Raw genomic sequence first — 24196 nt, 5'->3', positions numbered from 1 at the left:
CGTGCCCACCATACCACCGTCACTCCCCGATGGTGGGCACGCTACGCTTTGCCCACACTACAATACTTACCGTTACGTAACCTTGCCGCGCATGTGATCGAAGGGGCCGTTCGCCTGCGGAATTTAACTCTCCGCTGGCTGTTCTCCTCAGTGAACTGGTACAACCGAATCATGGCCACGACCGCTCTTTCACGCTTGACCGAACTCGTCCGCTCGACCAGCGCGCGGCAGGTGCGGCTGGTCTGCGGCGTGATCCTGTTCGCTTACGTGGTCAGCCATTTCCTCAACCATGCACTCGGCAACATCTCCGTCGATGCCATGCAGATCGGGGTCTATTACCACACGTCGTTCTGGCAGTTCCTGCCCGTCGCAATCGTGTTCTATGGCGCAGCCCTGACCCATATGGGGCTCGGCGTCTATGCGATGTACCAGCGCCGCCAGTTCCGCTGGCGGACGATCGAGCCGCTGCAGCTCGTGCTGGGGCTGAGCATCCCGGCGCTGGTGATGGCGCATGTGATCGGCGTGCGGCTCGGCCAGACGCTGTACGGGCACGAGAAGCTGTATCCGCAGGAGCTCTATCTGTTCTTCGTCGCGGCGCCCGGCCGGCTCTGGACGATGACGATCCTGCTCATCGTCGCCTGGGTGCACGGCTGCATCGGCATCTATTTCTGGCTCCGGCTCAAGCCGTTCTTCGTCCGCGCCGCACCGTACCTGCTGGCGGCAGCCGTGCTGACCCCGACGCTGGCGCTGCTCGGCATCTACCAGGGTGGCCGCAGCATCGCCGCGGAGAGCGAGGACGGCGAGTGGCGCACGCATAACTTCACTCAGCGCCAGGTCGGAACGGTCGCCGAGGCCGATACGCTCGATCGCATCACCGGCGGACTGACGATGGGCTACATCGGCCTGCTCGGACTGGTGCTGCTCGGGCGCGGTGTGCGCGGCTGGCGTGAGCGGCGCGGCGGCATGATCGCCTTGTCCTACGGCAACGGCAAGACCGTGCGCGTGCCCAAGGGCCTCTCCGTGCTGGAAGCCAGCCTGCGCCACAACGTGCCGCATGCCAGCGTCTGCGGCGGCCGCGCCCGCTGCTCGACCTGCCGCATCCGCATCATCGGTGACCACGGCACCTTGCCCGAGCCGTCGCAGCGCGAGGCCTTCGTGCTGGCCCGCGTCGGCACCGCCGATCCCTCGATCCGGCTTGCCTGCCAGCTGCGACCGAACTCAGACCTCTCCTTCTTCCAGCTGTTCATGCCGCATATGCTGGCGGCCAGCGCGCATGCGTCCTCGCCTTCGAGAATTGGGCAGGAGCGCTATCTCGTCAGCCTGTTCGTGGACATGCGCGGCTCGACGCAGCTCGCCGAGAAGCGGCTGCCGTTCGACACCGTCTTCATCGTCAATCGCTTCCTCGGCGCCGTGTCGCAGGCCGTGATCGAGAATGGCGGCCAGCCCAACCAGTTCGTCGGCGACGGCATGCTGGCGCTGTTCGGCCTCACCAGCGATCCGCAGACCGCCTGCCGGCAAGCGCTGAAGGCGGTGGCCGCCATCGCAACCCATGTCGACGAGCTCAACGAGCTCCTGAGCCACGATCTGCGCCAGCCGATCCGTTTCGGCATCGGCGTCCACGGCGGCGAGGTCATCATCGGCGACATCGGCTACCGCGACCACATCGTCTTCACCGCACTCGGCGACGCCGTGAACGTCGCAGCCCGCCTCCAGGACATGACCAAGACGCTGACCTGTGAGGCGATCGTCTCCGAAGAGGTCCGCCGCACCGCCGGTCTTCACGACGATGCGCTGCCGCAACAGGAGGTCGCGATCCGCGGCCGCGACGAGCCGATGCTGGTGCGCGTCATCACCGACACCAGGACATTGTCCGCCCTGATCGCCGGCGGCGAGCGCGTCGCGGCGTAACACCGGCTTGCTGCAGCGCAACGGCATGGGCTTGCTGCGAAAGCACGAATTGACTTCGCCCGAGTCGTTGCGACAGATGAGTACGGGATCGCGGTGATGACCGCCATCCAACGAAAAGCTCCGGGAGGAGACGACATGTTCGACCGACGCGACCTGCTCAAAGGAGCGGGCCTTGCTGCTATGACGGCCACACTGAATTCCACCAGAGCGCTGGCACTCGACACCGTTACGCTCCCCTTCGCCAATGGCGAACGGCCGCTGGTGAAATATCCGCAGAAGCGGCCGATGATCGGGCTGACCAGCCGGCCACCGCAACTCGAGACGCCGTTCGCGGTCTTCAACGACGGCCCGATCACGCCAAACAACGCGTTCTTCGTGCGCTATCACCTCGCCGACCTCCCCTACAATCTCGATCCCGACACGTTCACGCTCGAGGTCAAGGGCAAGGTGGACAAGCCGCTCAAGCTGTCGCTGAAGGACATCAGGAAGATGAAGGCGACCGAGATCGTCGCCGTCAACCAGTGCTCCGGCAACAGCCGCGGCTTCTTGGAGCCGCGTGTCGCCGGCGGCCAGCTCGCCAATGGCGCGATGGGCAATGCGCGCTGGCGCGGCGTGCCGCTGAAGACGGTGCTGGAGATGGCGGGCGTGCAGGCCGGCGCCAAGCAGGTGGTGTTCGGCGGCATGGATGGCCCGGTGAGCGACAAGACGCCCGACTTCGCCAAGGCGCTCGACCTCGCTCACGCGGCCGACGGCGAGGTGATGCTGGCCTATGGCATGAACGGCGACGATTTGCCGTTCCTCAACGGCTTCCCGCTGCGCCTGGTCGTGCCCGGTTATTACGGCACCTACTGGGTCAAGCACCTCAACGAGATCACCGTCGTCGACACCGTCTATGACGGCTTCTGGATGAAGTCTGCCTATCGTATCCCGGACACGCCGAACAATTCGGTCGAGCCCGGCACAGCGCCAAAGGCGACGATCCCGATCAACCGCTTCACCATCCGCTCGTTCATCACCAACGTGACTGACGGCGCCAAGCTGAAGGCCGGACGCACGATGTTACGCGGCATCGCCTTCGACGGCGGCAAGGGCATCAAGGACGTCTCGGTTTCCACCGATGGCGGCAAGACCTGGACCGCCGCCAAGCTCGGCAAGGATCTCGGCAACTACTCATTCCGCGAATGGAAACTGCCGGTGAAGCTTGCCTCGGGCCAGGTCGAGCTGAGGGTGCGCGCGACCAGCAATTCCGGCGAGACGCAGCCGGACACGCCGCGCTGGAACCCGGCGGGTTATTTGCGCAACGTCGTCGAAACCGTCCGCGTCAGCGTGGCCTGAGGAGAATGATCATGCAACGCACCGTTCTCCTCGCCATCACATTTGCCGTCGCCACTGCTGTGGGTTCGGCCCTCGCAGCGCCGGTCAACTACAAGACGCCGGATGAGGTCGCAGCCTTCAAGCCCGGCCCCAATCTCGAGGTGGTTCAGGACAATTGCGCCGCCTGCCACTCGTCCGACTACATCGCCACGCAGCCGCCGATGAAGGACAAGAAAGGGTTCTGGCAGGCCGAGGTGACCAAGATGATCAAGGTCTATGGCGCGCCGATCGACGACGCCGACGTCGGCAAGATCGTGGACTATCTGGCCGCGACTTATTGACGGAGGTCGGGATGCGCCCGGAGAATTGACCGCGAAACGGGCAAAACCGGCAAAAACGCCGCGAAGTTGAGCGAATTTCCGCGAGATGCAGATGTGGTTTGATCTACCAAGCCCGCCACATTCCGCGTATCCTGTTAGGACCGAACCGGCCGGTTGGCGGGGACTGGCGGTTCGCGATCTCGGAGGAAGACCCGCGGAGAAGACGTGATGGCTAAAGGTACGGTCAAGTGGTTCAATCCGACGAAGGGTTATGGATTTATCCAGCCTGCGTCGGGCGGCAAGGATGTGTTCGTGCATATCTCGGCAGTGCAGAAAGCCGGTCTGTCCTCCCTCAACGAGGGCCAGACGGTTGAGTATGAAGAGATCGCAAACCGGGGCAAGACATCCGCAGAGAACCTCAAAGTATAAGCCCGCCAGCCTTTGCTGCCTTCCGGATCGGTCCGGGAGTCGGGCCAAGAAAATTTTAGAAAACGATCAGTGCATTCGACGACAGGCGTTGCGACTGCGCGTGGAAACTATTTGCCCATAGAGATCGCCAATCAACGCCGCAGCAGTGACAATCGCGACCGCATTTCGTCAGCCAACCGGCAACGGTGCGTCGCGCTTGATCTCCTCCATCACCGCATAGGTGCGCGTCTCGCGCACCCCCGGCATCGACAGCAAGGTCTCGCCGAGGAAGCGCCGATACGCGGTCATGTCGGCCAGCCGCGCCTTCACTAGATAGTCGAAGCCTCCGGCAACCATGTGACACTCCAGCACTTCAGGCGCGAGTTTCACCGCGCGCGCAAAGCGCTCGAAATTGTCTGGCGTGGTCTTGTCGAGCAGCACCTCGACGAACACCAGCAGGCCGAGGCCAAGCCGGTGCGGATTGAGCCGCGCCCCATAGCCCTCGACAAAGCCCTCGCGCTGCAGGCGCTTCAGCCGCTCGCCGATCGAAGTCGGCGACAGCCCGATGCGCTCGGCCAGCTCGACATTGGCGATTCGCCCATCCTCCTGCAGAATGGAGAGAATCTTCCGGTCGATTCGGTCCAGTTCCATATTTTGTACGGCCAATATGCCAGCGACCTTCATTTCCTAAGGCAAAATGGCTATCTTGTCTATCGAACCACGGTCATGCGGGCTTTATCCTGAATTTCAGCCACAGGACACGCCATGCCGAACATCCCGCCTCCTTTCTCCGCCCCCTATGCGCCCGACGACGCCGACATCGCCGCACGGCTCTTTCCATCGGCACATCTGGGCCCACCGCAAGAGGCGCGGATCGACCGCACCGCGACCCGGCTGATCGAGGCGATTCGCAAGCGCGACGACCGGCTCGGCGGGGTCGAGGACATGCTGCGCGAGTTCGCACTCTCGACCAAGGAAGGCCTGGCGCTGATGGTGCTGGCGGAGGCGCTGCTGCGCGTGCCCGACGCACGCACCGCCGACCAGTTCATCGAGGACAAGCTCGGCGAGGGTGATTTCATCCATCACGAGACCAAGTCCACGGCGTTCCTGGTCAACGCCTCCGCCTGGGCGCTCGGCCTCTCCGCGCGTGTGATCCAGCCCGGCGAGACACCGGACGGCACCATCGGCCGTCTCGTGAAGCGGCTGGGCGCGCCGGCCGTGCGCACCGCCACGCGTCAGGCGATGCGGCTGATGGGCAATCATTTCGTGCTAGGGGAGACGATCGAGCAGGCGCTGGAGCGGGGCCGGCCGCGCTCAGGCCAAAAGCCGCGCTACTCCTTCGACATGCTCGGCGAAGGCGCGCGGACGGCTGCCGACGCCAAGCGCTATTTCGACGCCTATGCGAGTGCGATCGAAACCATCGGCAAGGCGGCAGGCGACCATCCCCTGCCCGACCGGCCCGGCATCTCCGTGAAGCTCTCGGCGCTGCATCCGCGCTTCGAGGCGATCAGCCGCGCGCGCGTGATGGCCGAGCTGGTGCCGCAACTGCTGGATCTGGCTCGGCGCGCCAAGGCGCACGATCTCAACTTCACCGTCGATGCCGAGGAAGCGGACCGGCTTGAGCTGTCGCTCGACGTGATCGCGGCAACGCTCGCCGATCCCTCGCTCAAGGGCTGGGACGGGTTCGGGCTTGCGATCCAAGCTTATCAGAAGCGCGCCAGCGCGGTGATCGACTACATCCACGAGCTTGCGCGGGCGCACGACCGCAAGCTGATGGTGCGCCTGGTCAAGGGCGCCTATTGGGACACCGAGATCAAGCGCGCGCAGGAGCGCGGGCTCGACGGCTATCCGGTGTTCACCCGCAAGGCGATGACGGATCTGAATTACGTCGCCTGCGCCTCGAAGCTTCTAAACCTGCGGCCGCGCATCTTCCCGCAATTTGCGACCCACAACGCGCTCAGTGTCGCAACCGTGCTGGAGCTCGCCGGCGACGCTGGCGGCTTCGAATTCCAGCGCCTGCACGGCATGGGCGAAGCGCTCTACGAGCAGCTCGCCAAGGATCACCCCGATATCGCCTACCGCACCTATGCGCCGGTCGGCAGCCATCGCGACCTGCTCGCCTATCTGGTGCGGCGGCTGCTCGAGAACGGCGCCAACTCCTCCTTCGTGGCGCAGGCGGCCGACTACCGCGTCCCCGTCCCGGCGCTGCTGAAGCGTCCGGTCGATCTCATCGTCCGGCCTGATCACGCGCATCATGCCAAAATCCCGCTGCCGGGCGATCTGTTCGCGCCGGAACGGCATAATTCGGGCGGCATCGAATTCGGCGAGCGCGCGGCGCTCGACCGGCTGCTCACCGACGTCAAGGCCGCAACGACCGAGCTCGAGCCGGTCACGGACGCAACACCCGAGCAGGCGGGCGCGGCGGTCGCCGCGGCCCGCGCGGGCTTTGTGGCCTGGAGCCGGACGCCGGCGGCCACGCGCGCCGCGGCGCTGGAGCAGGCCGCGCATCTGCTGGAGAGCCGCAGCGCGCACTTCATCGCGGCTCTTCAACGCGAAGGCGGCAAGACGCTCGACGACGCGCTCTCCGAGCTGCGCGAGGCCGCCGATTTCTGCCGCTACTATGCCGCACAGGGCCGAAAGCTGTTCGGCAGCGAGGTCGCGATGCCGGGCCCGACCGGCGAGAGCAATTCGCTCACCATGCGCGGCCGCGGCGTGTTTGTCGCGATCTCGCCGTGGAATTTTCCGCTGGCGATATTCCTGGGCCAGGTCGCCGCGGCGCTGATGGCCGGCAACAGCGTCGTTGCAAAACCCGCCGAGCAGACGCCGCGCATCGCGGTTGAGGCCGTCGCCCTGCTGCACGAGGCCGGCATCCCGAAAAGCGCGCTGCATCTCGTCACCGGCGACGGCCGCATCGGCGCCGCGCTGACCGCGCATCCTGAGATTGCAGGCGTCGTCTTCACCGGCTCGACCGAGGTCGCGCGTCACATCAACCGGACGCTTGCCGCCAAGGACGGCCCGATCGTGCCGCTCATCGCGGAGACGGGCGGCATCAACGCGATGATCGCGGATGCGACCGCGCTGCCCGAGCAGGTCGCCGACGACGTCGGCACTTCGGCGTTCCGCTCCGCGGGCCAGCGCTGCTCGGCGCTGCGGCTCTTGTTCGTGCAGGAGGACGTCGCCGACCGCATGATCGAGATGATCGCGGGCGCGGCGCGCGAATTGAAGATCGGCGATCCCGCCGACGTCGCTACCCATGTCGGCCCGGTCATCGACGGCGAGGCCAAGCAGCGCCTCGAGGCGCACATCGCGCGGATGAAGACGGAGGCGCGGCTGCACTATGCAGGCGCAGCTCCAGAGGGCTGCTTCGTCGCGCCGCATATCTTCGAGCTCAAGGACGCCAGCCAGCTCACCGAGGAGGTGTTCGGCCCGGTCCTGCATGTCGCGCGCTACCGCGCCGAGACCCTCGAACGTGTGCTGCAAGCGATCGCGCGCACCGGCTATGGCCTGACGCTCGGCGTCCACTCCCGCATCGACGACACGGTCGAGGCCATCATCGACCGTGTCCAGGTCGGCAACATCTACGTCAACCGCAACATGATCGGCGCCGTGGTCGGCGTGCAGCCGTTCGGCGGCAACGGCCTGTCCGGAACCGGCCCCAAGGCCGGCGGCCCGCATTATCTCGCGCGCTTCGCCACCGAGCAGACCGTGACCATCAACACCGCGGCGGCCGGTGGCAATGCCGCGCTGCTTGCGGGCGAGGAGTGAGGCCTTGCGCCCGGCGCCGTTGCATCCCGGCAAAACATCGGTCTAATGGCTCCCATGACGTGCCCGCGCCAATTCCAGCCAGCGGGAAACAACAAGAGCGAGGGAGCAACGCCGCGATGGAGAAAGGCATTTTTGCAGGTCTCAAGGTTCTGGACTGCGCGAGCTTCATCGCAGCGCCCGCGGCTGCGACCGTGCTGTCCGATTTCGGCGCCGACGTCATCAAGATCGAGCCGCCCGGCGCCGGCGACCCCTACCGCAATCTGCCGAACCTGCCCGGCTATCCCACCGGCGAGCACAATTTCGCCTGGCTGCTGGAGGCGCGCAACAAGAAGAGCCTCGCGCTCGACCTCTCCAAGCCCGAAGCCCAGGCCGTGCTCTACAAGCTGGTCGAGGAGGCCGACGTCTTCATCACCAACATGCCGCCACCGGTGCGCGGCAGGCTCGGCATCACCTATGACCACCTCGCCCATCTCAACGACCGGCTGATCTATGCCTCCTTCACCGGCTATGGCGAGAAGGGCGAGGAAGCCAATAAGCCCGGCTTCGACAGCAACGCCTATTGGGCGCGCTCCGGCCTGATGGACCTCGTCCGCGCCGACACCAACACCACGCCGGCCCGCTCGGTCGCCGGCATGGGCGACCATCCCTGCGCCATGGCGTTGTACAGCGCGATCGTCACCGCGCTCTATCAGCGCGAGAAGACCGGCAAGGGCTCGCATGTCGCGTCGAACCTGATGGCGAACGGGGTGTGGGCGGCGGGCGTGCTGGCGCAGGCAAAACTTTGCGGCGCCAAGTTCGGCGAACGGCGGCCGCGTGAACGCGCGCCGAATGCGGTGGGCAACCACTACCAGTGCAAGGACGGCCGCTGGCTGATCCTGTCGCTGCTCAGCGAGGAGAAGCAGTGGCCGACGCTCGCCAAGTGCCTCGGGCGCGAGGACCTGATCGCCGATCCCCGCTTCGCCACCAAGCCCGACCGTCACGCCCGCTCGATCGAGCTGATCAGGATCTTTGACGAGACGTTTGCCACCAGGGACCTCGCCGAATGGCGCAAGATCCTCGACGGCAACGGGCTGGTGTTCGGCATCGTCGGCATTCTGGACGACATCCCGAACGACAAGCAGATGCTCGACAACGAGGTGCTGGTGCCGTTCGAGAACGACACCATGCTCACCATCTCCAGCCCGATCTGGATCGACGGCACCAGGAAGGTGCAGCCGCGCAAGCCGCCCGGCGTCGGCGAGCACAGTGACGAGATTTTGCGTGGCGCGGGATACGACGAGGCCGCGATCAAGCAGCTGCGGGGATCGGGGGCAGTCGGCTAGGGTCGGCACGCCGCCGCAATCCAGAATCTCACCGCGGATGCATTGCTGGATTGCTTCGCTCCGCTCGCAATGACGACGCTGGACCAGCGCGATATAAGGATTGGCAGAACACAATTCTCGCGTGAGGTCACATGCCCCTCTATCGCCTGCACTACTTCCCCGAATCCGGCAACAGCTACAAGCTGGCGCTGATGCTCACGCTTTGCGGCGAGACGTTCGAGCCGATCTGGACCGACTTCGGCGGCGGCGTCACGCGCACGGCGGAGTGGCGCAAGGCCGTCAACGAGATGGGCGAGATTCCCGTGCTCGAGGTCGACGGCGTGAAGATGACGCAGACCGCGCCCCTCCTGCTCAAGCTTGCCGAGCAATATGGCCGTTTCGGCGCCGAGACAGAGGACGAAAAGTTCGAGCTGCTGCGCTGGCTGTTCTGGGACAACCACAAGCTCACCGGCTACATGGCGACCTATCGCTTCATGCGGGCCTTCACCGAGAACAACGATCCGCAGGTGCTGAAGCACTTTCGCCGGCGGTTGGAGGACTTCCTCGGCATTCTCGACGGACATCTCCAGCACAATGCTTTTGCGATCGGCACCAAGCCGACCGTCGCCGATATCTCGATGATGGCCTATCTGCATTATCCGAGCGACGAGCACGGTTTCGATTTCGCGGAAACCCATCCCGCCATCCACGCCTGGCTCGGCCGTATGGCCGCGCTGCCGGGCTGGAAGCCGGCCTATGAGCTGCTGCCCGGCAAGCGGATGACGAACTACGCGAAGTGAGGCGCCGCCTCTTCTCCCTCTCCCCGTTCTTACGGGGAGAGGGTTGGGGTGAGGGGCCTCTCTCCACGAGCGAGATCGCCGTGATACCTGTACCCCCTCACCCGGATCGCAAGCGCGATCCGACCTCTCCCCGCAAGCGGGGCGAGGTAAACCCGCAGCTCACTTCGCGATTCAATCGAAAGAGTTCGCGGCGGCTATCGCAGTGCCAGCCAGCCGAGCGTGAACAGGATGCCGCCGATGATGACGACCACCGCGACCGCCCAGGTGCTGACGCGGATGCTGCCGGTGACCTGTTTGGCTTCCTCATTGCGCGCGATCTCGCGATTGCGCTCCTTGTTGGCTTCGCTCGTGTCCGTCATGGGTCGTCCCGATCGGTTTAGCGCGTCTTGATGAAGCACATGCCAATGCGGCTCGAGGCCGCGGCGGCCTGACAGGTGAGACCTTTAGCACAGGTCCATGACGTAAAACTCTTATCGGGCGTTCCCGATCCCGCGTTTTGTAGAGAACAATGGGCGCCCCAGCCGTCCTGATATTCGGTGCCGGCGAGCTCCCGGCTGCCGCGGGTCTGCGGCCGGCTGGCAAATCCGCGTGAGAAATCAGGGCGTTTGCCCGCTGCAAAAGCGGTCAGGATGTCGCGGCGACGGAGCTGGTCGCCTACGAAATGCGGCGAGGCCGGCACGATGGTGGCATTCGACGGCCTGTCCGCAAGCCAGTCCACGCCCGGGAAATGGAAGCCGCCGATACCGCGGGTCTGGTGGCAGCCCGAGCAGGTGACATCGTTGAGGCGGCGCTGGAAGCCTGCGACCGAGCGGATGTTCTCCATGGCGATGCCGCGTGCCGCGGCCTGCTTCAGCGCGCCGACGACGTCGTTGTCGGTGAAGACGGGATCGCTCTTGCCCTCGCCTTTTTCTTCCCCTTGCATCAAGCCGAACTCCGGCTGCATCGTCGAGGCGTCGAGGCCCGCAGGTGTCGGCGCCACGGCGGCCTTGGCGAGAAATTTCTCCGGGATCAGCACGGTGCCGCGATCGAACTCGCGAAGATTCGCAGGCGCAAGCAGCCAGGCCTTGAAGTCGCGCCGGAGCGCATCATCGGCAAGGATGCGGTCGCGGTCGATCTGGTTCTCCAGCGTCGATTCCTCGAACGTCCTGGTGGCCGCGTCGTATTTGAACACCTTGAGCAGATAGTCGGAGCGGAAATCGTGCAGCGCCGATTTCGGTGCGATCGAGATCTGGATGTTGGTCTCGATACGATCGATCATCGCATCATAGGGAACTGTGCGGCTGCCGAGCAGCCCTTGCCAATCGCCATTGTCCAGCCAGCGCCGCGCGACCTCGGCGCAGGTGACAGGCTTGCCGTCGCCATCGGTCTGGCGTGTGTCGTGCGCCTTCATCACCAGATTGAACGTCATCGGCAGGCGCGTCGCGGTGTTGCTGCCGTCCGGCCTGGTCTCGAACCGGGCCAGCCGATAGATCAGCCGGATCTCGCCGCAGGACTCCTCCGAGACATAGGCGCGGTCCATGCGATTGACGATGCCGGCCAGCACGAAGCGCGTGTCGGGGGATTTCAGCGCGGCGCGATCGAACAGCTGGACGTCGAAACCTTCGCCGACGCCGATGGTCTCGCCTGGCGAGGCCGCCTTGTGCTGCGCGATGTAGCGATCGAACTCCGCATCGATCGCCGGCGGAATTGCGTTCAGCTGCGGCAGCGAGGCGAACAGCCGATCGCTGGTCAGCGGAACATTCGCGTTCCGCTCAGGCTGCAGCAGGCGGGAAATCGACACAGCATCGCTCTGGTCAAGCTTGCGGAGGAGATCGGGATCGGTGATCGCGGTGCCGCGCGCGAGCGGCGCGTTCTCAGCTGCCGAGAGCGACATGACGCCGCCAAACAACAGAATGGCAGCCAGGAGAATTCGCAGCGCGCGGCTCATGCCTCCAGTAACACCGCGCGTGACAGCCTATTCAAGTAAAAAGGCGCTTCACGCGGTGGTGAAGCGCCTCCTCGAAAAGTCGAATATCGAACGCTTAGCGCCCGACGATCAGGCCCTTCGCGGTGACAACCACCCATCGGCCATCCTGGCGGCGGATCGCATCGACGCGGCCGATGCCGGGAATGGGATCGCCGGCATAGACCTCGTACAGGCCACCCCGGCCCTCGATCAGCGCGCCGCCATTGGCGACGTCGCGGAGCCTCCAGCCGTCAATCGTCGGCAGGCGACCGACCTCGGTCTTCGGCGCGGCGGGCGCGGGCGCCGGGGCAGCAGCGGCCGTCGCGACCTGGGTCGGAGCCGGCGCGATCGAGCCGGTGGTCTCCTTCGCCGGCGCCGCGGCTACGGCCTGCGCGGGGGCGGCCGGCGGCGTAGTGCGGAGCTTGTCGACGGTCTCGGACAGCTTTGCGAGCTTGGCCATCGGTTCGGCCTGTGCCTTCTCGAGCTTATCGAGGCGATCGTTGGCCCGATTGAATTGGCTGACGCCGGTCTTCGAATTGTGCTCGACATTGGCCTTCAGCGCGACGATGTCGGCATCGATCCGCGAGACCGACGCATCCAGCGCGCTGGTGTCGGCGACCTGCGCCGGCGCCGGGCTGGCGAAATGCATCATGCCGGCGGTCGCGAGCGCGCCGCTGACGGCGCCGACGCAGGCCGCGATCGCCACCACCGCGGCCATCGCCGACAGGCGGCGCTTGTTGCCGGTGTCCCGCACCTCGTCGGCCTTCACATGCGGGGCAAACTCTTCACGGTCCCAGGACCGTTCCGAGGGCGCCATGACGATCAGCTTGCCGGGTTTAGGTTCAGGCTTGGTTTCAGCCTTAACGTCAGCCTTAACGTCAGCCTTGGTTTCGAATTCCGGGACCTCGATCCTTGAAGCCTCGATCTTTGGCGGCTCGACCTTCGGAGCGTCCGGCTTGGGCGGCGTCTCATGGTCTGGGGCGATCGAGGGGGCCTCGATGCCGGCGGCAGCCTCGACGGCCTGCGGCGCAGCGGCGTCGCCAGTCCGGTCACCCGTCTCTTGGCCGGCCAGTTCGGGCATTGATTCGCTCACGGCTCAAATACTCCAGTCCAGGTTGACTTTTTGGTAACTTTCATTGCTTGCGAATTCCTTACCTCGCGACCCGCTTACCGAAATTTTAGGAACTCGTCGGAGGCCGAATTGGGTCGGGAAAGTGGAACCGGCGTGGCGGCGTACAACAAATTGTCAGCCCATGTTGCCCTGCGGCAGACCCGCGGGGCTTAGCCGAAGGGGTTGTTTGCCCGTCACTGTTCCCCGGCTAACATAGGCCGTCCCGTCAGCCAGAAGGCGTTTGGGGGTGCCATGACGATCGAGAAATGCATCAACGTGTTTGGTGTCGATGACGTCATCTTCGAGGAGGGCTCGACCGGTCGCGAGCTGTTCGTCGTGCTCGACGGCGAGGTCGAGATCGCCAAGGTCGACGGCGCGCGCAAGACCAGCATCATCAAGCTCGGCAAGGGCGAGTTCTTCGGCGAGATGGCCGTGATCGACGGCTCAGCGCGCTCGGCAACCGCGATTGCTTCCGCTCCGAACACGAAGGTGATGCGGATCAACCACGCCCGCTTCGTCTATCTCGTCAGCCAGCAGCCGGCGTTCGCGCTGATGGTGATGGACGCGCTGTCGAAACGACTGCGCGCCTCCAACGCGGTCACCTACCGGGCAGCGCAATCATGAGCGAGCGAAAGCCGACCGCATTCCCGATCCTGATGAAGAACGACATCTGCTCGCTGATCCAGGCGACGGACGACGTCTACCAGATCCGCTTCTCCAACCGCGCCGCCAATGCCTATCTCGTGCGCGGCTCGGCGCGCACCATCCTGATCGATGTCGGGTTGTCCTCGAACTATCCGGCGATGGTCGAGTGCCTGAACTTCGCCGGCTGCCCGCCAGAGAAGATCGACATGGTGGTGCTGAGCCACGAACATCTCGACCATATCGGCGCCGCCTGGCACTTCAACGAGCGCCGCACCTATGTCGCCGCCCATCGGCTTGCCGCCAACAAGATCATGCTGCGCGACGACTTTTCCATGCTGCGCAAGATGTTCAACGAGCCGAACGTCCCAATCAACATCGACATCTGGCTCGAGGAAGGCAATCTGATCGACCTCGGCAATTTCCGCCTCAACGTGATGTACACGCCGGGCCATACCTCGGCCTGCATCACGCTGTTCGACCAGGACAAGGGCTTGCTGTTCGCCGCAGACACCCTGATGCCCGGCGGCGTAATGGGCGGCGTGTTCGGCTCCGGCAGCATCTCCGACTACATCCAGTCGCTGGAGCGCATCAAGGGGCTGAACACGAAGATCCTGCTGTCAGGGCACGGACGGCTGTCGGACACGCCGCAGGACGACGTGCGTATTGCCATTGCGCGCTCGCACGGCCTGCTGGAGGACACAGCGCAATTGTTCGACGCGCTGGATGCGCGCTCGAACTTCGAGCCGATCATGCAGTCGGTGCGGGATTTGAACAAGTTGGATGATTGATTCGTCATTGCGAGCGCAACGAAGCAATCCAGAATCCCGCCGCAGTGACAGTCTGGATTGCTTCGCTGCGCTCGCAATGACGCAGTGTGGGTTATCAGCCCGGCTCACATCACCACCGGCTTGTCCGGCAGCTCGTTCGGATGCGGGCCACCCGGCGGATAGTACTTGGCCAGCTCCTTCGACACCGCAGCAATGCCGTCAATCACGCCGCGCTCGAACTGGCCCGCGCCGAACTCGGCCTCCATCGCGCGGCAGATCGTCTCCCAGCCCTCGCTGCCGACCTTCGCGTCGATGCCGCGATCGGCGATGATCTCGACATCGCGGTCGGCGAGCAGCAGGTAGATCAGCACGCCGTTGTTATGCGCGGTGTCCCAGATCCGCAAATGCGAGAACACGTCGAGCGCGCGCTCGCGGGCATGCTGATTGCGAAACAGCGGACGGCCGTCGAGCGCGCCTTCGACGACGAAGCGGACCTGGCCGGAATGCGTCGCCTCGCTTCGCTTGATGGCCTGCTCGATGCGGTCGAGCACGCCTTGCGGAAACACCTGCCTCGCACGCCAATGATGCTGCACGAGATGCCTGACGATGCGCCCAATGCTCATGGCTACCAGCTCCCCGAGGCGCCGCCGCCACCAAAGCTGCCGCCGCCGCCGCTGAAGCTGCCATTGTCACTGGACGATGACCCGCTGCTCCAGCTGCTTCCCGACGAGGAACCGCTCGACCACGAGCCGCCGCGCGACGACCCCGTCGATGCCGGAAACAGATCGGCGATGAAGGACAGCACGAACCCGATGATCCCGGCGAGCAAGGCTACCCCTGCGGATCCGATGATGAGCAACGCCAGGATGGCGATCACGCTGCCGGTTGCGACCGAACCCAGCAATCGCCCCAGCAGCGCGCGCAGGAAACCGCCGACGACGAGCGAGGCAAACAGGACGACCGGGGCGAGCGGCCCGATCTCGTCCAGATTGGCAAAATTCACGCTGCGTGAGGGAACCGGCAGTGGCTCGCCGTTGACGACGCGCATCATCCGCTCGACGCCGGCCGAGATGCCGCCGGCGAAATCACCGTCCCTGAATTTTGGCGTGATGACCTCGTCAATGATCCGCCGCGACGTCACGTCGGTGAGCGCGCCTTCGAGGCCGTAGCCAACCTCGATGCGCAGATGCCGGTCGTTCTTCGCGACCACGAGGATCGCGCCGTCGTCGACCTTCTTGCGGCCGATCTTCCAGGCCTCCGCAACGCGGATGGAGAATTGCTCGATCGTCTCCGGGTCCGTGGTCGGCACGATCAGCACTGCGAGCTGGCTGCCCTTCCGTGTTTCGAAGTCGCTGAGATTCTGCGACAGAACGGCAATGTCACTGCTCGACAACGTGCCGGTCCGGTCGACCACGCGACCGGTGAGCTGCGGCACGGCGACGTCGGCTGAGGCGGAGAACGCCCAGCCAAGGACGAGCGCGAACACGACCATCGCTCGCCACAACGTAGCTGTCATCGCCCGGCTCGACCGGGCGATCCAGTATTCCAGGGACGCCAGCGGGATACGGAGAGGCCGCGGCGTACTGGATCCCCCGCCTTCGCGGGGAATGACAGTGGTGGGTGGAGCGCGCATCGGGAGCGGACGCGCTTACTTCGACGGCGCGGGCGCCGCATTGAAATCGACTTTCGGCGCGGTCGAGATTTCCTTCTCGTTCTCGACCGAGAAATTCGGCTTCTCCTTGTAGCCGAACATCATCGCGGTGAGGTTGTTCGGGAACGATCGGACGGTGACGTTATACTCCTGCACCGCCTTGATGTAGCGGTTGCGCGCGACCGTGATGCGGTTCTCGGTGCCTTCGAGCTGGGACATCAGGTCCTTGAACAGGGCGTCCGATTTGAGCTGCGGATAATTTTCCGTGACTACAAGAAGCCGCGACAACGCGCTGGAGAGCTCGCCTTGGGCGGCCTGGAACTTCTGGAAAGCGGAGGGATCGTTGAGCACCTCCGGCGTCGCCTGGATGCTGCCGACCTTGGCGCGGGCATTGGTGACCCCGAGCAGCACGTCCTTCTCCTGCTGCGCAAAGCCCTTCACCGAGTTGACGAGATTGGGCACGAGATCGGCGCGGCGCTGATACTGGTTCACCACCTCGGACCAGTTGGCCTTGATCTGCTCGTCCTCGCTCTGGATCGCGTTGTAGCCGCAATTGGTGAGGCTGAGCGAGGCCAGCGCTGCCAGCACGGTCAGGATCTTGCGCATCAAAATTTCTCCCGGTGGAATCGGGTGCAAATTACCAGATTTTGGCGCTACACACTCAACTGTCGTCCCGGACAAGCGCAAGCGCAGATCCGGGACGACGAGGAGAGTTAGCCGCCCACCTTCGCGTCCTTGATCGCCTTCCAGATCTTCTGCGGCGTCAGCGGGGTGTTGAGCTGGGTGATGCCGAACTCGGCCAATGCATCCATCACGCCGTTGGTGACGCAAGGCGGGCCGCCGATGGCGCCGGATTCGCCGCAGCCCTTGGCGCCGAGCGGATTGGTGCGGCAGGGCGCGGAATCGTCGAGCGTCACCACGATCGGCGGGACGTCATCGGCGCGCGGGATGCAATAGTCCTGATAGCTCGCGGTCAGGAGCTGGCCGTCGGCATCATACGACACGCCCTCATACAGCGCCTGGCCGATGCCCTGCGCGACGCCGCCATGGATCTGCCCCGTCACCAGCATCGGGTTCACGGCCACACCGACGTCGTCGACGGTGGTGTAGCGCACGACCTTGGACACGCCGGTGTCCGGATCGATCTCGACCTCACAGATGTGGGTACCGTTGGGCCAGCTGGGACCGTCGACCTCGCCCTCGGAATCGACGCTAAGCTTTGCGCTACTCTCCTTCTCGGCGATGTCAAACAGGCTGATGCGACGGTCTGTGCCGACCACGGTGAGCATGCCGCCCTGGTACTCGATATCCTCGACCGAGGTCTCCAGCATGTTCGCCGCCTTCTCGCGCGCCTTCTGGATCAGATCGTTGGAGGACACCGCCACGGCCGTGCCGCCGACGAACAGCGAGCGCGAGCCGACGCTGCCAAAGCCCATCGCGAGATCCGTGTCTCCCTGGATGACGTCGATCTTGTCCATGGGGATGCCGAGCGTGTCGGAGATCATCTGGGTGTAGGTGGTCTGCAGCCCCTGCCCCATCGCCATGGTGCCGGAATGCAGCACGACCCGGCCTTGCGACGTCGCATGCAGGCTGACCTTCTCGGTATGAGCGCGGCCGCCGGTCCATTCGATGTAGGAGGTGAGACCGCGGCCGTAGAGCAGGCCCTTCTTCTTCGCCGCCTTCTTGCGCGCGGCAAAGCCGTCCCAGTCGGCGAGTTTTACCGCGCGATCGAGCATGTGGGCGAAGGCGCCGGAATCGTACACCTGACCGGCGGCGTTGGTGTAGGGCAGCTGCGCCGGCTTGATGTAGTTCGCTTTGCGGATCGCGCGCGGATCCATGCCGATTTTTCGCGCGGCAGCATCGAACAGGCGCTCGACGATAAAGACGGCTTCCGGACGACCGGCACCACGATAGGCACCGACCGGCGCGGTGTGGGTCATCACCGATTTGACCTCGAAATGCACTAGCGGCAGGTCGTAGACGCCGGTCTGCACGAATGGCCCGAGCACCAGCGGGATGATGTTGGCCGCGCCCGAGGAATACGCGCCGGTGCAGCCGATCGAGGTGACGCGATAGGCCAGCACCTTGCCTTTCTCGTCGAGCGCGAAGGACGCCGTCGAGGTGAGATCGCGGCCGTGGGTGCCGCCGACGAATTCGTCGGTGCGGTCACCGCGCCAGCGGATCTTCCGGTTCAGCTTGGTCGCGACATAGGCGACAATGCCGTCTTCCGGATAGAGGTTGGTCTTCTGGCCAAAGCCGCCGCCGATGTCGCCGACCAGCACGCGCACGCTGTCCTTGGGGCGCTTCAGCACGGCTTCGGCCAGCACATCGCGGGTCGAGGCCGGGGTCTGCGACTGCACGTGCAGGAGGAGGCGGCCGGTCTTCTGGTCGATCTCGGCAATGGTCGAGCGCGGCTCCATCGCCGACGGCACGAGGCGCTGGCTGACGAGATCGACCTCGACTGTGTGCGCGGCCTTGGCGAAGGCCTCATCCACCTTGGCGGCATCGCCATAGCTCATCGCACCGACGATGTTATCAGGGGCGTCCGGCCACACCACGGGCGCGCCGGGTTTCACGGCCGCGACGGGATCGACTACGGCGGGCTGCACGTCGTATTCGATCACGATCGCTTCGGCCCCGCTCTGGGCCTCCGCACGTGACGAAGCCACCACGGCCGCCACCGCCTCGCCGGTGTAACGCACGACCTCATGGGCGAGCAGCCGCCGCGGCGGCACCGTCATCGGCTTGCCGTCGGGGCGCTTGAAGATGCTCAGGGTCGGGATGGTGCCGACATCGTCCTTGATCAGGTCAGTGCCGGTGTAGATCGCGGTGACGCCACGCATCGATGCCGCAGCGCTGGTGTCGATCGAGACGATCTTGGCGTGCGCATGCGGTGAGCGCAGCAGGTGCAACCACAGCGCGCCGTCCTCCGGCTTGTCGTCGATGAATTGCCCCTTCCCGGTGAGCAGCCGCTGATCTTCCAAACGCTTGACGGGCTGGCCCGCTCCGAAACGCAAATTGCCGGGAAGAATGTTCATTCCGCTGGATCCTCGGGGTCTCTTGAAATTCGGGCTGCCTTTTAGCGGAACGAGCCATGCGAGACCAGCCGCGCTTTTGGGCGGCGGGACCATGGATTCGTCATGCCCGGAGGGGCCTACGCCAGCTCTCTGAGAGCCGCTTCCACGACCTTGCGCGCGTCGGCGGTCAGCGGGGCCTGCGGCGGGACCGGATCGCCCACGTCATAGCCCTGGATCGCGAGCCCGGCCTTGATGCAGGCGGCGAGGTTGAAGCGGGCGAAGGCCTCGTTGATGCGCCACAGCCTGCGCTGGAGCGCCATGGCCTCGTCCCAGCGGCCGGCCTGGCAGAGGTCGTAGAGCGCGACGCTGTGGCGCGGGATGATGCAGGCCGGTCCCGCCATCCAGCCGAGGCCGCCGATCAGCATCACCGCAGCCGGGATGTGGGCGGAGGCCGAGAACACGCGCAAGCGATCGCCGCAGCGGTTCATGATCGAGAGCAGCCGCCCGGTGTTGGTCGAAGCATCCTTGATGTAGCCGATGCGCGGATGCTCAGCGAGGCGCGCGATGATGTCGAGGGTCAGGTCCGAGCGCTGGAATTGCGGATTGGTGTAGATGACGACCGGAATATTCACGGCGTCCGCGATGCTGCGGAAATAGGACTCGACCTGGGCATCGGCGAGCGGGAAGTAGGCCTCGAGGATCGCCAGAATGCCGCTGGCACCGAGCCTCTCATAGGCCTGCGCCTGTGCCACCGCATCGGCCGTCGAGGTCGACGCGACGCCAGCAACCACAGGCACGCGACCCTTCGCAGCCTCGATCGTGGTCTGCACCACCGCCATGCGCTGCGCGGCGCTGAGATAGGCGAACTCACCGGTCGAGCCGAGCGGCGTCAGCCCGTGCACGCCGGCGCCGATCAAATCGTCGCAGAGCTTTGCGAGCACGTTGGTGCGCACCTCGCCGTTGGCATCGACGGGCGAGACGAGATAGGGAAAGACGCCGTGAAAGTCGGTCATGTCAGGGTGACCCCCGGAAAGCTGGGTAGCGCCAGACGGGTATTAGCAATGCCCGCGCCGGCGATCAAACCTTGAGCAGCCGCACCCGTGTGCCCCAGGGATCGATCGCCTCCACGCCATCCGCCAGCGCCGTGACCCGCGCGCCAGCCTCGCGCAGGCGCTCTACCTGCGCGGCAAGCAAATCCTGCTTCTCCGTCACCAGCGAGAACCAGACGAGCCCCGTCGTGGCGTCGTCGCGTTGGCCGGCGCCTTGGCTCTGCCAGACATTCATGCCGAGATGATGGTGATAGCGGCCCGATGAGAGGAACGCGGCACCGCCACGGCGGCGGGTCGGATCGAGGCCAATCGTGCCATGATAGAAGCGCTCGGCCTGTGCGAGATCGCCGACGCGCAGATGCATGTGGCCGACGCGGAGGCCGTCGGGCGCCTTGGCATAATCGGCAACGCGTGTATTCGTCAGCGACAGCAGGTCGGGGATGTTGAGCTCGTCGGCCGCCATCTTGACGCTGCCTTCGCTCCACTGCCATTGCGAGGGATCGCGGTCGGCATAGACCTCGATGCCGTTGCCTTCGGGATCGTCGAGATAGACGGACTCGCTGACGAGATGATCGGCAAAGCCCGACAGCTTCACGCGGTGCGAGGCGGCGTGCACCAGCCAGCGCGCCAGGTCCTTGCGCGTCGGCATCAGGAACGCAGTGTGATAGAGGCCGGCGGCGTTGCGCGGCTCGATCGCGGCGTCGGGATGGGCTTCCAGCACCAGCAGCGTGATGCCGGCCGTGCCGAGTGTTGCGACGTTGGCGGAACGCGCCATCACGGTGAGGCCGATGACGTCGCGGTAGTAGTCGGCAACCTTGTCGAGATTCTTCACCCGCAGCGTCACCATGCCGACCCGCATCGGCGTGCGGCTGGCATAGGTCGGCCCGACGCCTTGCGGATTGCCTTCGGCGCGCGCGGCTGCCGCTGCAGCCATCGCGAGCGAGGCTGCTCCGGCGAGTTGAAGCAGGGTGCGGCGGGTGAGGTCGATGGTCATCGGTCAGGGCTCGCTGGAAACGTTTAAGGCCGTACGGCGCAACTCTCTGAGTGCTACACGTTCCCGTGAGCGGCTCCCAATCACATGTTCGTCGGCCGCCGCCTGGGAGGACTGGCCAACCGGCCAGTTTCGCCAGGGGCCGCGACATCCCAGATTGTGGACAGCTTACAGGAGCCTTCCATGACCGACTTCACCCCCCTCACCTCCCTGTCATCCGCGCTCGCGGATGTCGTGGCGCACATCGCGCCGTCCGTCATCTCCGTGCATTCGCATCGCTCCCGCTCAACCGGCTTCGTCTGGAAGCCCGGCCTGATCGTGACCGCCGACGAGGCACTGGCCGATGAGGGCGACGTCCAGATCGTTCTTCCCGATGGCAGCACGACGGCCGCCACGATCGTCGGCCGCGACCACACCACCGATATCGCGCTGCTGCGCGCTGATACCGGCATCGCCCCGGTCAAGCTGGCCACGACGGTCCCCGCCCTCGGCGGGCTGTCGGTCGTGGTCGCCACCAATCGGGATGCGCCGAGCGCAGCGCTCGGAATGGTGTCGGTTTCAGGCAAGAGCTGGCGCTCCTTGCGCGGCGGCGAGATCGATGCGCGGATCGAGCTCGATGCCCGCCTGCGTCCCAGCCAGGAAGGCGGCCTTGCCCTTGACGCATCCGGCGAGGCCTTCGGCATGACTGTGCTCGGACCACGGCGGGTGCTGGTGATCCCGACGGCCACGATCGAGCGCGTCGCGACACAGCTCGAGACACGCGGCCGCATCGCGCGCGGATATCTCGGGCTCGGGCTGCAGCCGCTGCGGCTCGACGACGGCATCGGCGCGATGGTGATGAATGTCGACAAGGCCGGTCCGGCGGCCGCGGCCGGCATCCGCCAGGGCGACGTGATCGTGGCGGTCAACGACCAGAAGCTCTCCGGCGTGCGCGCGCTGTTGCGAACATTGGGACCCGCGAGCGTCGGCCAGGTGGTCGATGTCGCAGTCCGCCGCGGCGGCGAGCCTGTGAGCTTCAAGGTCACGATTGGCGAGAGGCCGGAGGCGTGAGCGAGGACAACGCACCCGAGATCGTGCTGTCCCTCGAGATCGACGATCCTGCGCTGGCCGACCGCCTCGCGACGCTGCTCGGCAGTGTCGCGGGGCTTCGCCTTGCCGCCCCCGGCGAGACCGCCACGGCGAGCGTCGTCGCGCGCGATCCGCGCGTCATGCCGGAAGATATTGCGCTGACGCAGCGCGAGCTCGACGTGCTGGCATTGATGGCGGAAGGTGCCTCCAACAAGATGATCGCGCGGCAGCTCAACATCTCCGTGCATACCGTGAAATTCCACGTCGGCTCGCTGCTCGACAAGCTGGATGCCACCGGCCGCACCGATGCTGTCGCGCATGCGGCGCGCCGCGGCGTGATCGAGCTATAGCGCGATCGGGAAGCTGAGCTGGACGGTCAGGCCCGGCGCGTTGTCATGCAGCGCGATCTCGGCGCCGTGGAGCCGCGACACCGCCGCGACCAGGCTCAGGCCCAGGCCGTTGCCCGGCGTATAGCGGCTCTGCTCGAGCCGGTAGAAGCGCTTGAATACGTGATCGTGCTGGTCGGCGGCAATGCCCGGACCATCATCGGCGATGGCGATCGTCGCACTGTTGCCGGCATTGCGGCAGGTCACCGTGACCTTTCCGCCCGGGCGGCCATGCTTAATCGCGTTGTCGACGAGATTGGCGATGGCATCGAACAACAGGTCGCGATCGCCTGTTACGGCGACCTCGCGGTCACCGCCGAGACTAAGGCGCGTCGCGACCTGCTCGGCGGCGGCGTCGTAGAGCTCGACGACCTCGCCGGCAATCTCGGCGAGGTCGAGCGCGCGAAATGCGCGCCTGCGGGCGCGGGTCTCGATCTCCGAGATCCGCGTGATCGAGGCGAACATGCCGAGCACGGAATCGAGGTCGGCGATGGTGTCGCCGATCAACGACGCATCGGCCTCACTGCTGCGCTCGTGGTGATAGGCCTTTTCCAGCCGGCCCCGCATGCGCGTCAGCGGCGTGCGCAGATCGTGGGCGACGTTGTCGCTGACCTGCTTGACCTCCCCCATCAGCGTCTCGATACGATCGAGCATCTGGTTGAGGTTTTCGGCGACACGGTCCCACTCGTCGTGGCTGCCGCGCAGGGGAATGCGGCGATCGAGGCCGGACAGCATGATGGCGCGGCTGGTGGCATTGATCTCCTCGATCCGCCCGACCGTGCGCCGCGTCACCAGCACGGCGGCGAGGCCTGCCAGCACCACGAGCAGCACGGCGACCGCGATCATCGCGAGCTCGAGCATCGCGATGAAGCCGCTGTCGTCGCCGACATCGCCGACCCGGCTCCGCACATAGGCGAGCGTGCCGAAATAGACATACGCCATGATCGCCGCCACGATCAGGCCGAAGATCGCGATCGCGATCAGCGCGAGGCGGAAGGTCGAGGAACGAAGCGTGTTAGCCAGGAGCACGGAGGCAATATCCGATGCCGCGGATGGTGTGGATCAATGGATAGGCCTGGGCATCGTCGACCTTGCGGCGGACGCGTCCGACATAGACGTCGATGATGTTGGTGGAGGGATCGAAATGCAGGTCCCAGACATGCTGGAGCAGCATCGCGCGGGAGACGACGCGGCCCTCGTTACGAACGAGATATTCGAGCAGCTGGAACTCACGCGGCAGCAGCGGAATCTTGCGGCCGCGGCGGCTGGCGTTGCGCGCGATCAGATCGACCGTGAGATCGCCGACGCGCAAGATGGTTTCCTTGGCGATGGTCTCGCTGCGACGACCAAGCGCCTCGAGCCGCGCGAGCAGCTCGACGAAGGAGAACGGCTTGACGAGATAATCGTCGCCGCCGGCGCGCAGGCCGCGCACGCGGTCGTCGACCTCGCCTAGCGCGGAGATGATCAGGAAGGGCGCGGCAACGCCATCGTCGCGCATTTGCCGCATCACGGTGATGCCATCGATGTCGGGCAACATGCGGTCGATCGTGATCACGGCGTAGTCGCGCGCGACACCGTGGCTGAGCGCTTCACGGCCCGTAGCGGCGAGATCGACATCGTAGCCGGAGGTTGTCAGCTCCTCGACGAGCTGGCCTGCGGTTTCCGGATCGTCCTCGACGACGAGGATGCGGCGGTGGCCTCCGGTCATGACAAACTCCGCGCGACGATCGCCACCAGACTATCCCGTTCC

The 24196-nt window shown here is 65.4% G+C and carries 23 protein-coding genes; 11 read left to right on the top strand and 12 right to left on the bottom strand.

The window, feature by feature from the left end; translation table 11 throughout:
* Positions 1-171 precede the first annotated feature (171 nt).
* From ABID58_RS26160 to ABID58_RS26145, 4 genes are all read left to right on the top strand, one after another.
* The gene (locus tag ABID58_RS26160; RefSeq protein WP_354035620.1) at positions 172-1908 is read left to right on the top strand and encodes an adenylate/guanylate cyclase domain-containing protein; all 1737 of its coding nucleotides are present in this window, start codon (positions 172-174) and stop codon (positions 1906-1908) included.
* Positions 1909-2043: 135 nt separating this feature from the next.
* Entirely contained in the window at positions 2044-3243 is a 1200-nt protein-coding gene (sorA, locus tag ABID58_RS26155; RefSeq protein ID WP_354035619.1) for a SorA family sulfite dehydrogenase catalytic subunit, read from the top strand.
* Positions 3244-3254: 11 nt separating this feature from the next.
* On the top strand, positions 3255-3563 hold the full coding sequence (gene sorB / locus ABID58_RS26150) for a SorB family sulfite dehydrogenase c-type cytochrome subunit (RefSeq protein WP_354035618.1): 309 nt from the start codon (positions 3255-3257) through the stop codon (positions 3561-3563).
* A gap of 207 nt (positions 3564-3770) precedes the next feature.
* Positions 3771-3971, top strand: a complete 201-nt coding sequence (locus ABID58_RS26145) for a cold-shock protein (RefSeq protein WP_008134691.1) — start codon at positions 3771-3773, stop codon at positions 3969-3971.
* Positions 3972-4139: 168 nt separating this feature from the next.
* On the opposite strand, the gene ABID58_RS26140 is transcribed toward ABID58_RS26145, so the two are convergent.
* On the bottom strand, positions 4140-4601 hold the full coding sequence (locus tag ABID58_RS26140) for an Lrp/AsnC ligand binding domain-containing protein (RefSeq protein WP_018643717.1): 462 nt from the start codon (positions 4599-4601) through the stop codon (positions 4140-4142).
* Between the two features lie 114 nt (positions 4602-4715).
* Between ABID58_RS26140 and putA the strand changes: the two genes are divergently transcribed.
* From putA to ABID58_RS26125, 3 genes are all read left to right on the top strand, one after another.
* Positions 4716-7715 (top strand): bifunctional proline dehydrogenase/L-glutamate gamma-semialdehyde dehydrogenase PutA, encoded by a 3000-nt coding sequence (gene putA, locus ABID58_RS26135; RefSeq protein WP_354035617.1) that lies wholly within the window; start codon positions 4716-4718, stop codon positions 7713-7715.
* A 116-nt stretch (positions 7716-7831) separates the two neighbouring features.
* Complete coding sequence (locus ABID58_RS26130; RefSeq protein ID WP_187435390.1) at positions 7832-9037, top strand: CaiB/BaiF CoA transferase family protein; 1206 nt, start codon at positions 7832-7834, stop codon at positions 9035-9037.
* 131 nt (positions 9038-9168) lie between these two features.
* The gene (locus tag ABID58_RS26125) at positions 9169-9816 is read left to right on the top strand and encodes a glutathione S-transferase family protein (protein WP_354035615.1); all 648 of its coding nucleotides are present in this window, start codon (positions 9169-9171) and stop codon (positions 9814-9816) included.
* Between the two features lie 194 nt (positions 9817-10010).
* Here ABID58_RS26125 and ABID58_RS26120 read toward each other — a convergent pair whose 3' ends face one another.
* The 3 genes from ABID58_RS26120 to ABID58_RS26110 form a co-directional block, all read right to left on the bottom strand.
* Positions 10011-10175 (bottom strand): hypothetical protein, encoded by a 165-nt coding sequence (locus tag ABID58_RS26120; RefSeq protein WP_187435391.1) that lies wholly within the window; start codon positions 10173-10175, stop codon positions 10011-10013.
* Positions 10176-10192: 17 nt separating this feature from the next.
* Positions 10193-11743: a hypothetical protein gene (locus ABID58_RS26115; protein WP_354035613.1), complete on the bottom strand. Its 1551-nt coding sequence runs from the start codon at positions 11741-11743 to the stop codon at positions 10193-10195.
* Positions 11744-11837: 94 nt separating this feature from the next.
* Positions 11838-12842 carry a hypothetical protein gene (locus ABID58_RS26110; protein ID WP_354035693.1) on the bottom strand — a complete coding sequence of 335 codons (1005 nt, stop codon included), beginning with the start codon at positions 12840-12842 and terminating at the stop codon, positions 11838-11840.
* A gap of 282 nt (positions 12843-13124) precedes the next feature.
* Here ABID58_RS26110 and ABID58_RS26105 point away from each other — a divergent pair, with 282 nt between their 5' ends.
* Both ABID58_RS26105 and ABID58_RS26100 read left to right on the top strand, forming a co-directional pair.
* Positions 13125-13496: a Crp/Fnr family transcriptional regulator gene (locus ABID58_RS26105; RefSeq protein ID WP_354035611.1), complete on the top strand. Its 372-nt coding sequence runs from the start codon at positions 13125-13127 to the stop codon at positions 13494-13496.
* On the top strand, positions 13493-14305 hold the full coding sequence (locus ABID58_RS26100; protein WP_148755753.1) for an MBL fold metallo-hydrolase: 813 nt from the start codon (positions 13493-13495) through the stop codon (positions 14303-14305). Before ABID58_RS26105 ends, ABID58_RS26100 begins: the two co-directional genes overlap by 4 nt.
* 104 nt (positions 14306-14409) lie before the next feature.
* Here the strand turns inward: ABID58_RS26100 and ABID58_RS26095 are convergent, their stop codons facing one another.
* From ABID58_RS26095 to ABID58_RS26070, 6 genes are all read right to left on the bottom strand, one after another.
* The gene (locus ABID58_RS26095; RefSeq protein ID WP_354035610.1) at positions 14410-14907 is read right to left on the bottom strand and encodes a TPM domain-containing protein; all 498 of its coding nucleotides are present in this window, start codon (positions 14905-14907) and stop codon (positions 14410-14412) included.
* Positions 14908-14909: 2 nt separating this feature from the next.
* Positions 14910-15800: a TPM domain-containing protein gene (locus tag ABID58_RS26090; protein WP_354035608.1), complete on the bottom strand. Its 891-nt coding sequence runs from the start codon at positions 15798-15800 to the stop codon at positions 14910-14912.
* A 132-nt stretch (positions 15801-15932) separates the two neighbouring features.
* Positions 15933-16541 carry a LemA family protein gene (locus ABID58_RS26085; protein WP_354035607.1) on the bottom strand — a complete coding sequence of 203 codons (609 nt, stop codon included), beginning with the start codon at positions 16539-16541 and terminating at the stop codon, positions 15933-15935.
* A gap of 107 nt (positions 16542-16648) precedes the next feature.
* Complete coding sequence (locus ABID58_RS26080; protein WP_354035605.1) at positions 16649-18973, bottom strand: xanthine dehydrogenase family protein molybdopterin-binding subunit; 2325 nt, start codon at positions 18971-18973, stop codon at positions 16649-16651.
* A gap of 116 nt (positions 18974-19089) precedes the next feature.
* Positions 19090-19965, bottom strand: coding sequence for a dihydrodipicolinate synthase family protein (locus ABID58_RS26075; RefSeq protein WP_354035603.1), 876 nt, complete (start codon positions 19963-19965; stop codon positions 19090-19092).
* Between the two features lie 64 nt (positions 19966-20029).
* On the bottom strand, positions 20030-20995 hold the full coding sequence (locus ABID58_RS26070) for a VOC family protein (RefSeq protein WP_354035601.1): 966 nt from the start codon (positions 20993-20995) through the stop codon (positions 20030-20032).
* A 180-nt stretch (positions 20996-21175) separates the two neighbouring features.
* Here ABID58_RS26070 and ABID58_RS26065 point away from each other — a divergent pair, with 180 nt between their 5' ends.
* Both ABID58_RS26065 and ABID58_RS26060 read left to right on the top strand, forming a co-directional pair.
* On the top strand, positions 21176-22042 hold the full coding sequence (locus tag ABID58_RS26065; RefSeq protein WP_354035600.1) for a S1C family serine protease: 867 nt from the start codon (positions 21176-21178) through the stop codon (positions 22040-22042).
* The gene (locus ABID58_RS26060) at positions 22039-22410 is read left to right on the top strand and encodes a response regulator transcription factor (RefSeq protein ID WP_148755761.1); all 372 of its coding nucleotides are present in this window, start codon (positions 22039-22041) and stop codon (positions 22408-22410) included. Before ABID58_RS26065 ends, ABID58_RS26060 begins: the two co-directional genes overlap by 4 nt.
* Here ABID58_RS26060 and ABID58_RS26055 read toward each other — a convergent pair.
* Together ABID58_RS26055 and ABID58_RS26050 are read right to left on the bottom strand one after the other, a co-directional pair.
* Positions 22405-23475, bottom strand: a complete 1071-nt coding sequence (locus ABID58_RS26055) for a sensor histidine kinase (RefSeq protein WP_354035598.1) — start codon at positions 23473-23475, stop codon at positions 22405-22407. The genes ABID58_RS26060 and ABID58_RS26055 overlap by 6 nt on opposite strands.
* Positions 23462-24154 carry a response regulator transcription factor gene (locus ABID58_RS26050; protein WP_354035597.1) on the bottom strand — a complete coding sequence of 231 codons (693 nt, stop codon included), beginning with the start codon at positions 24152-24154 and terminating at the stop codon, positions 23462-23464. Before ABID58_RS26050 ends, ABID58_RS26055 begins: the two co-directional genes overlap by 14 nt.
* Between the last annotated feature and the right edge of the window lie 42 nt (positions 24155-24196).

It is taken from the genome of Bradyrhizobium sp. S3.2.6 (assembly GCF_040546885.1).
Classification (GTDB): domain Bacteria; phylum Pseudomonadota; class Alphaproteobacteria; order Rhizobiales; family Xanthobacteraceae; genus Bradyrhizobium; species Bradyrhizobium cytisi.
Note: the sequence above shows the minus strand (reverse complement) of the source record. Positions and strands in the feature narration are given on the sequence as shown.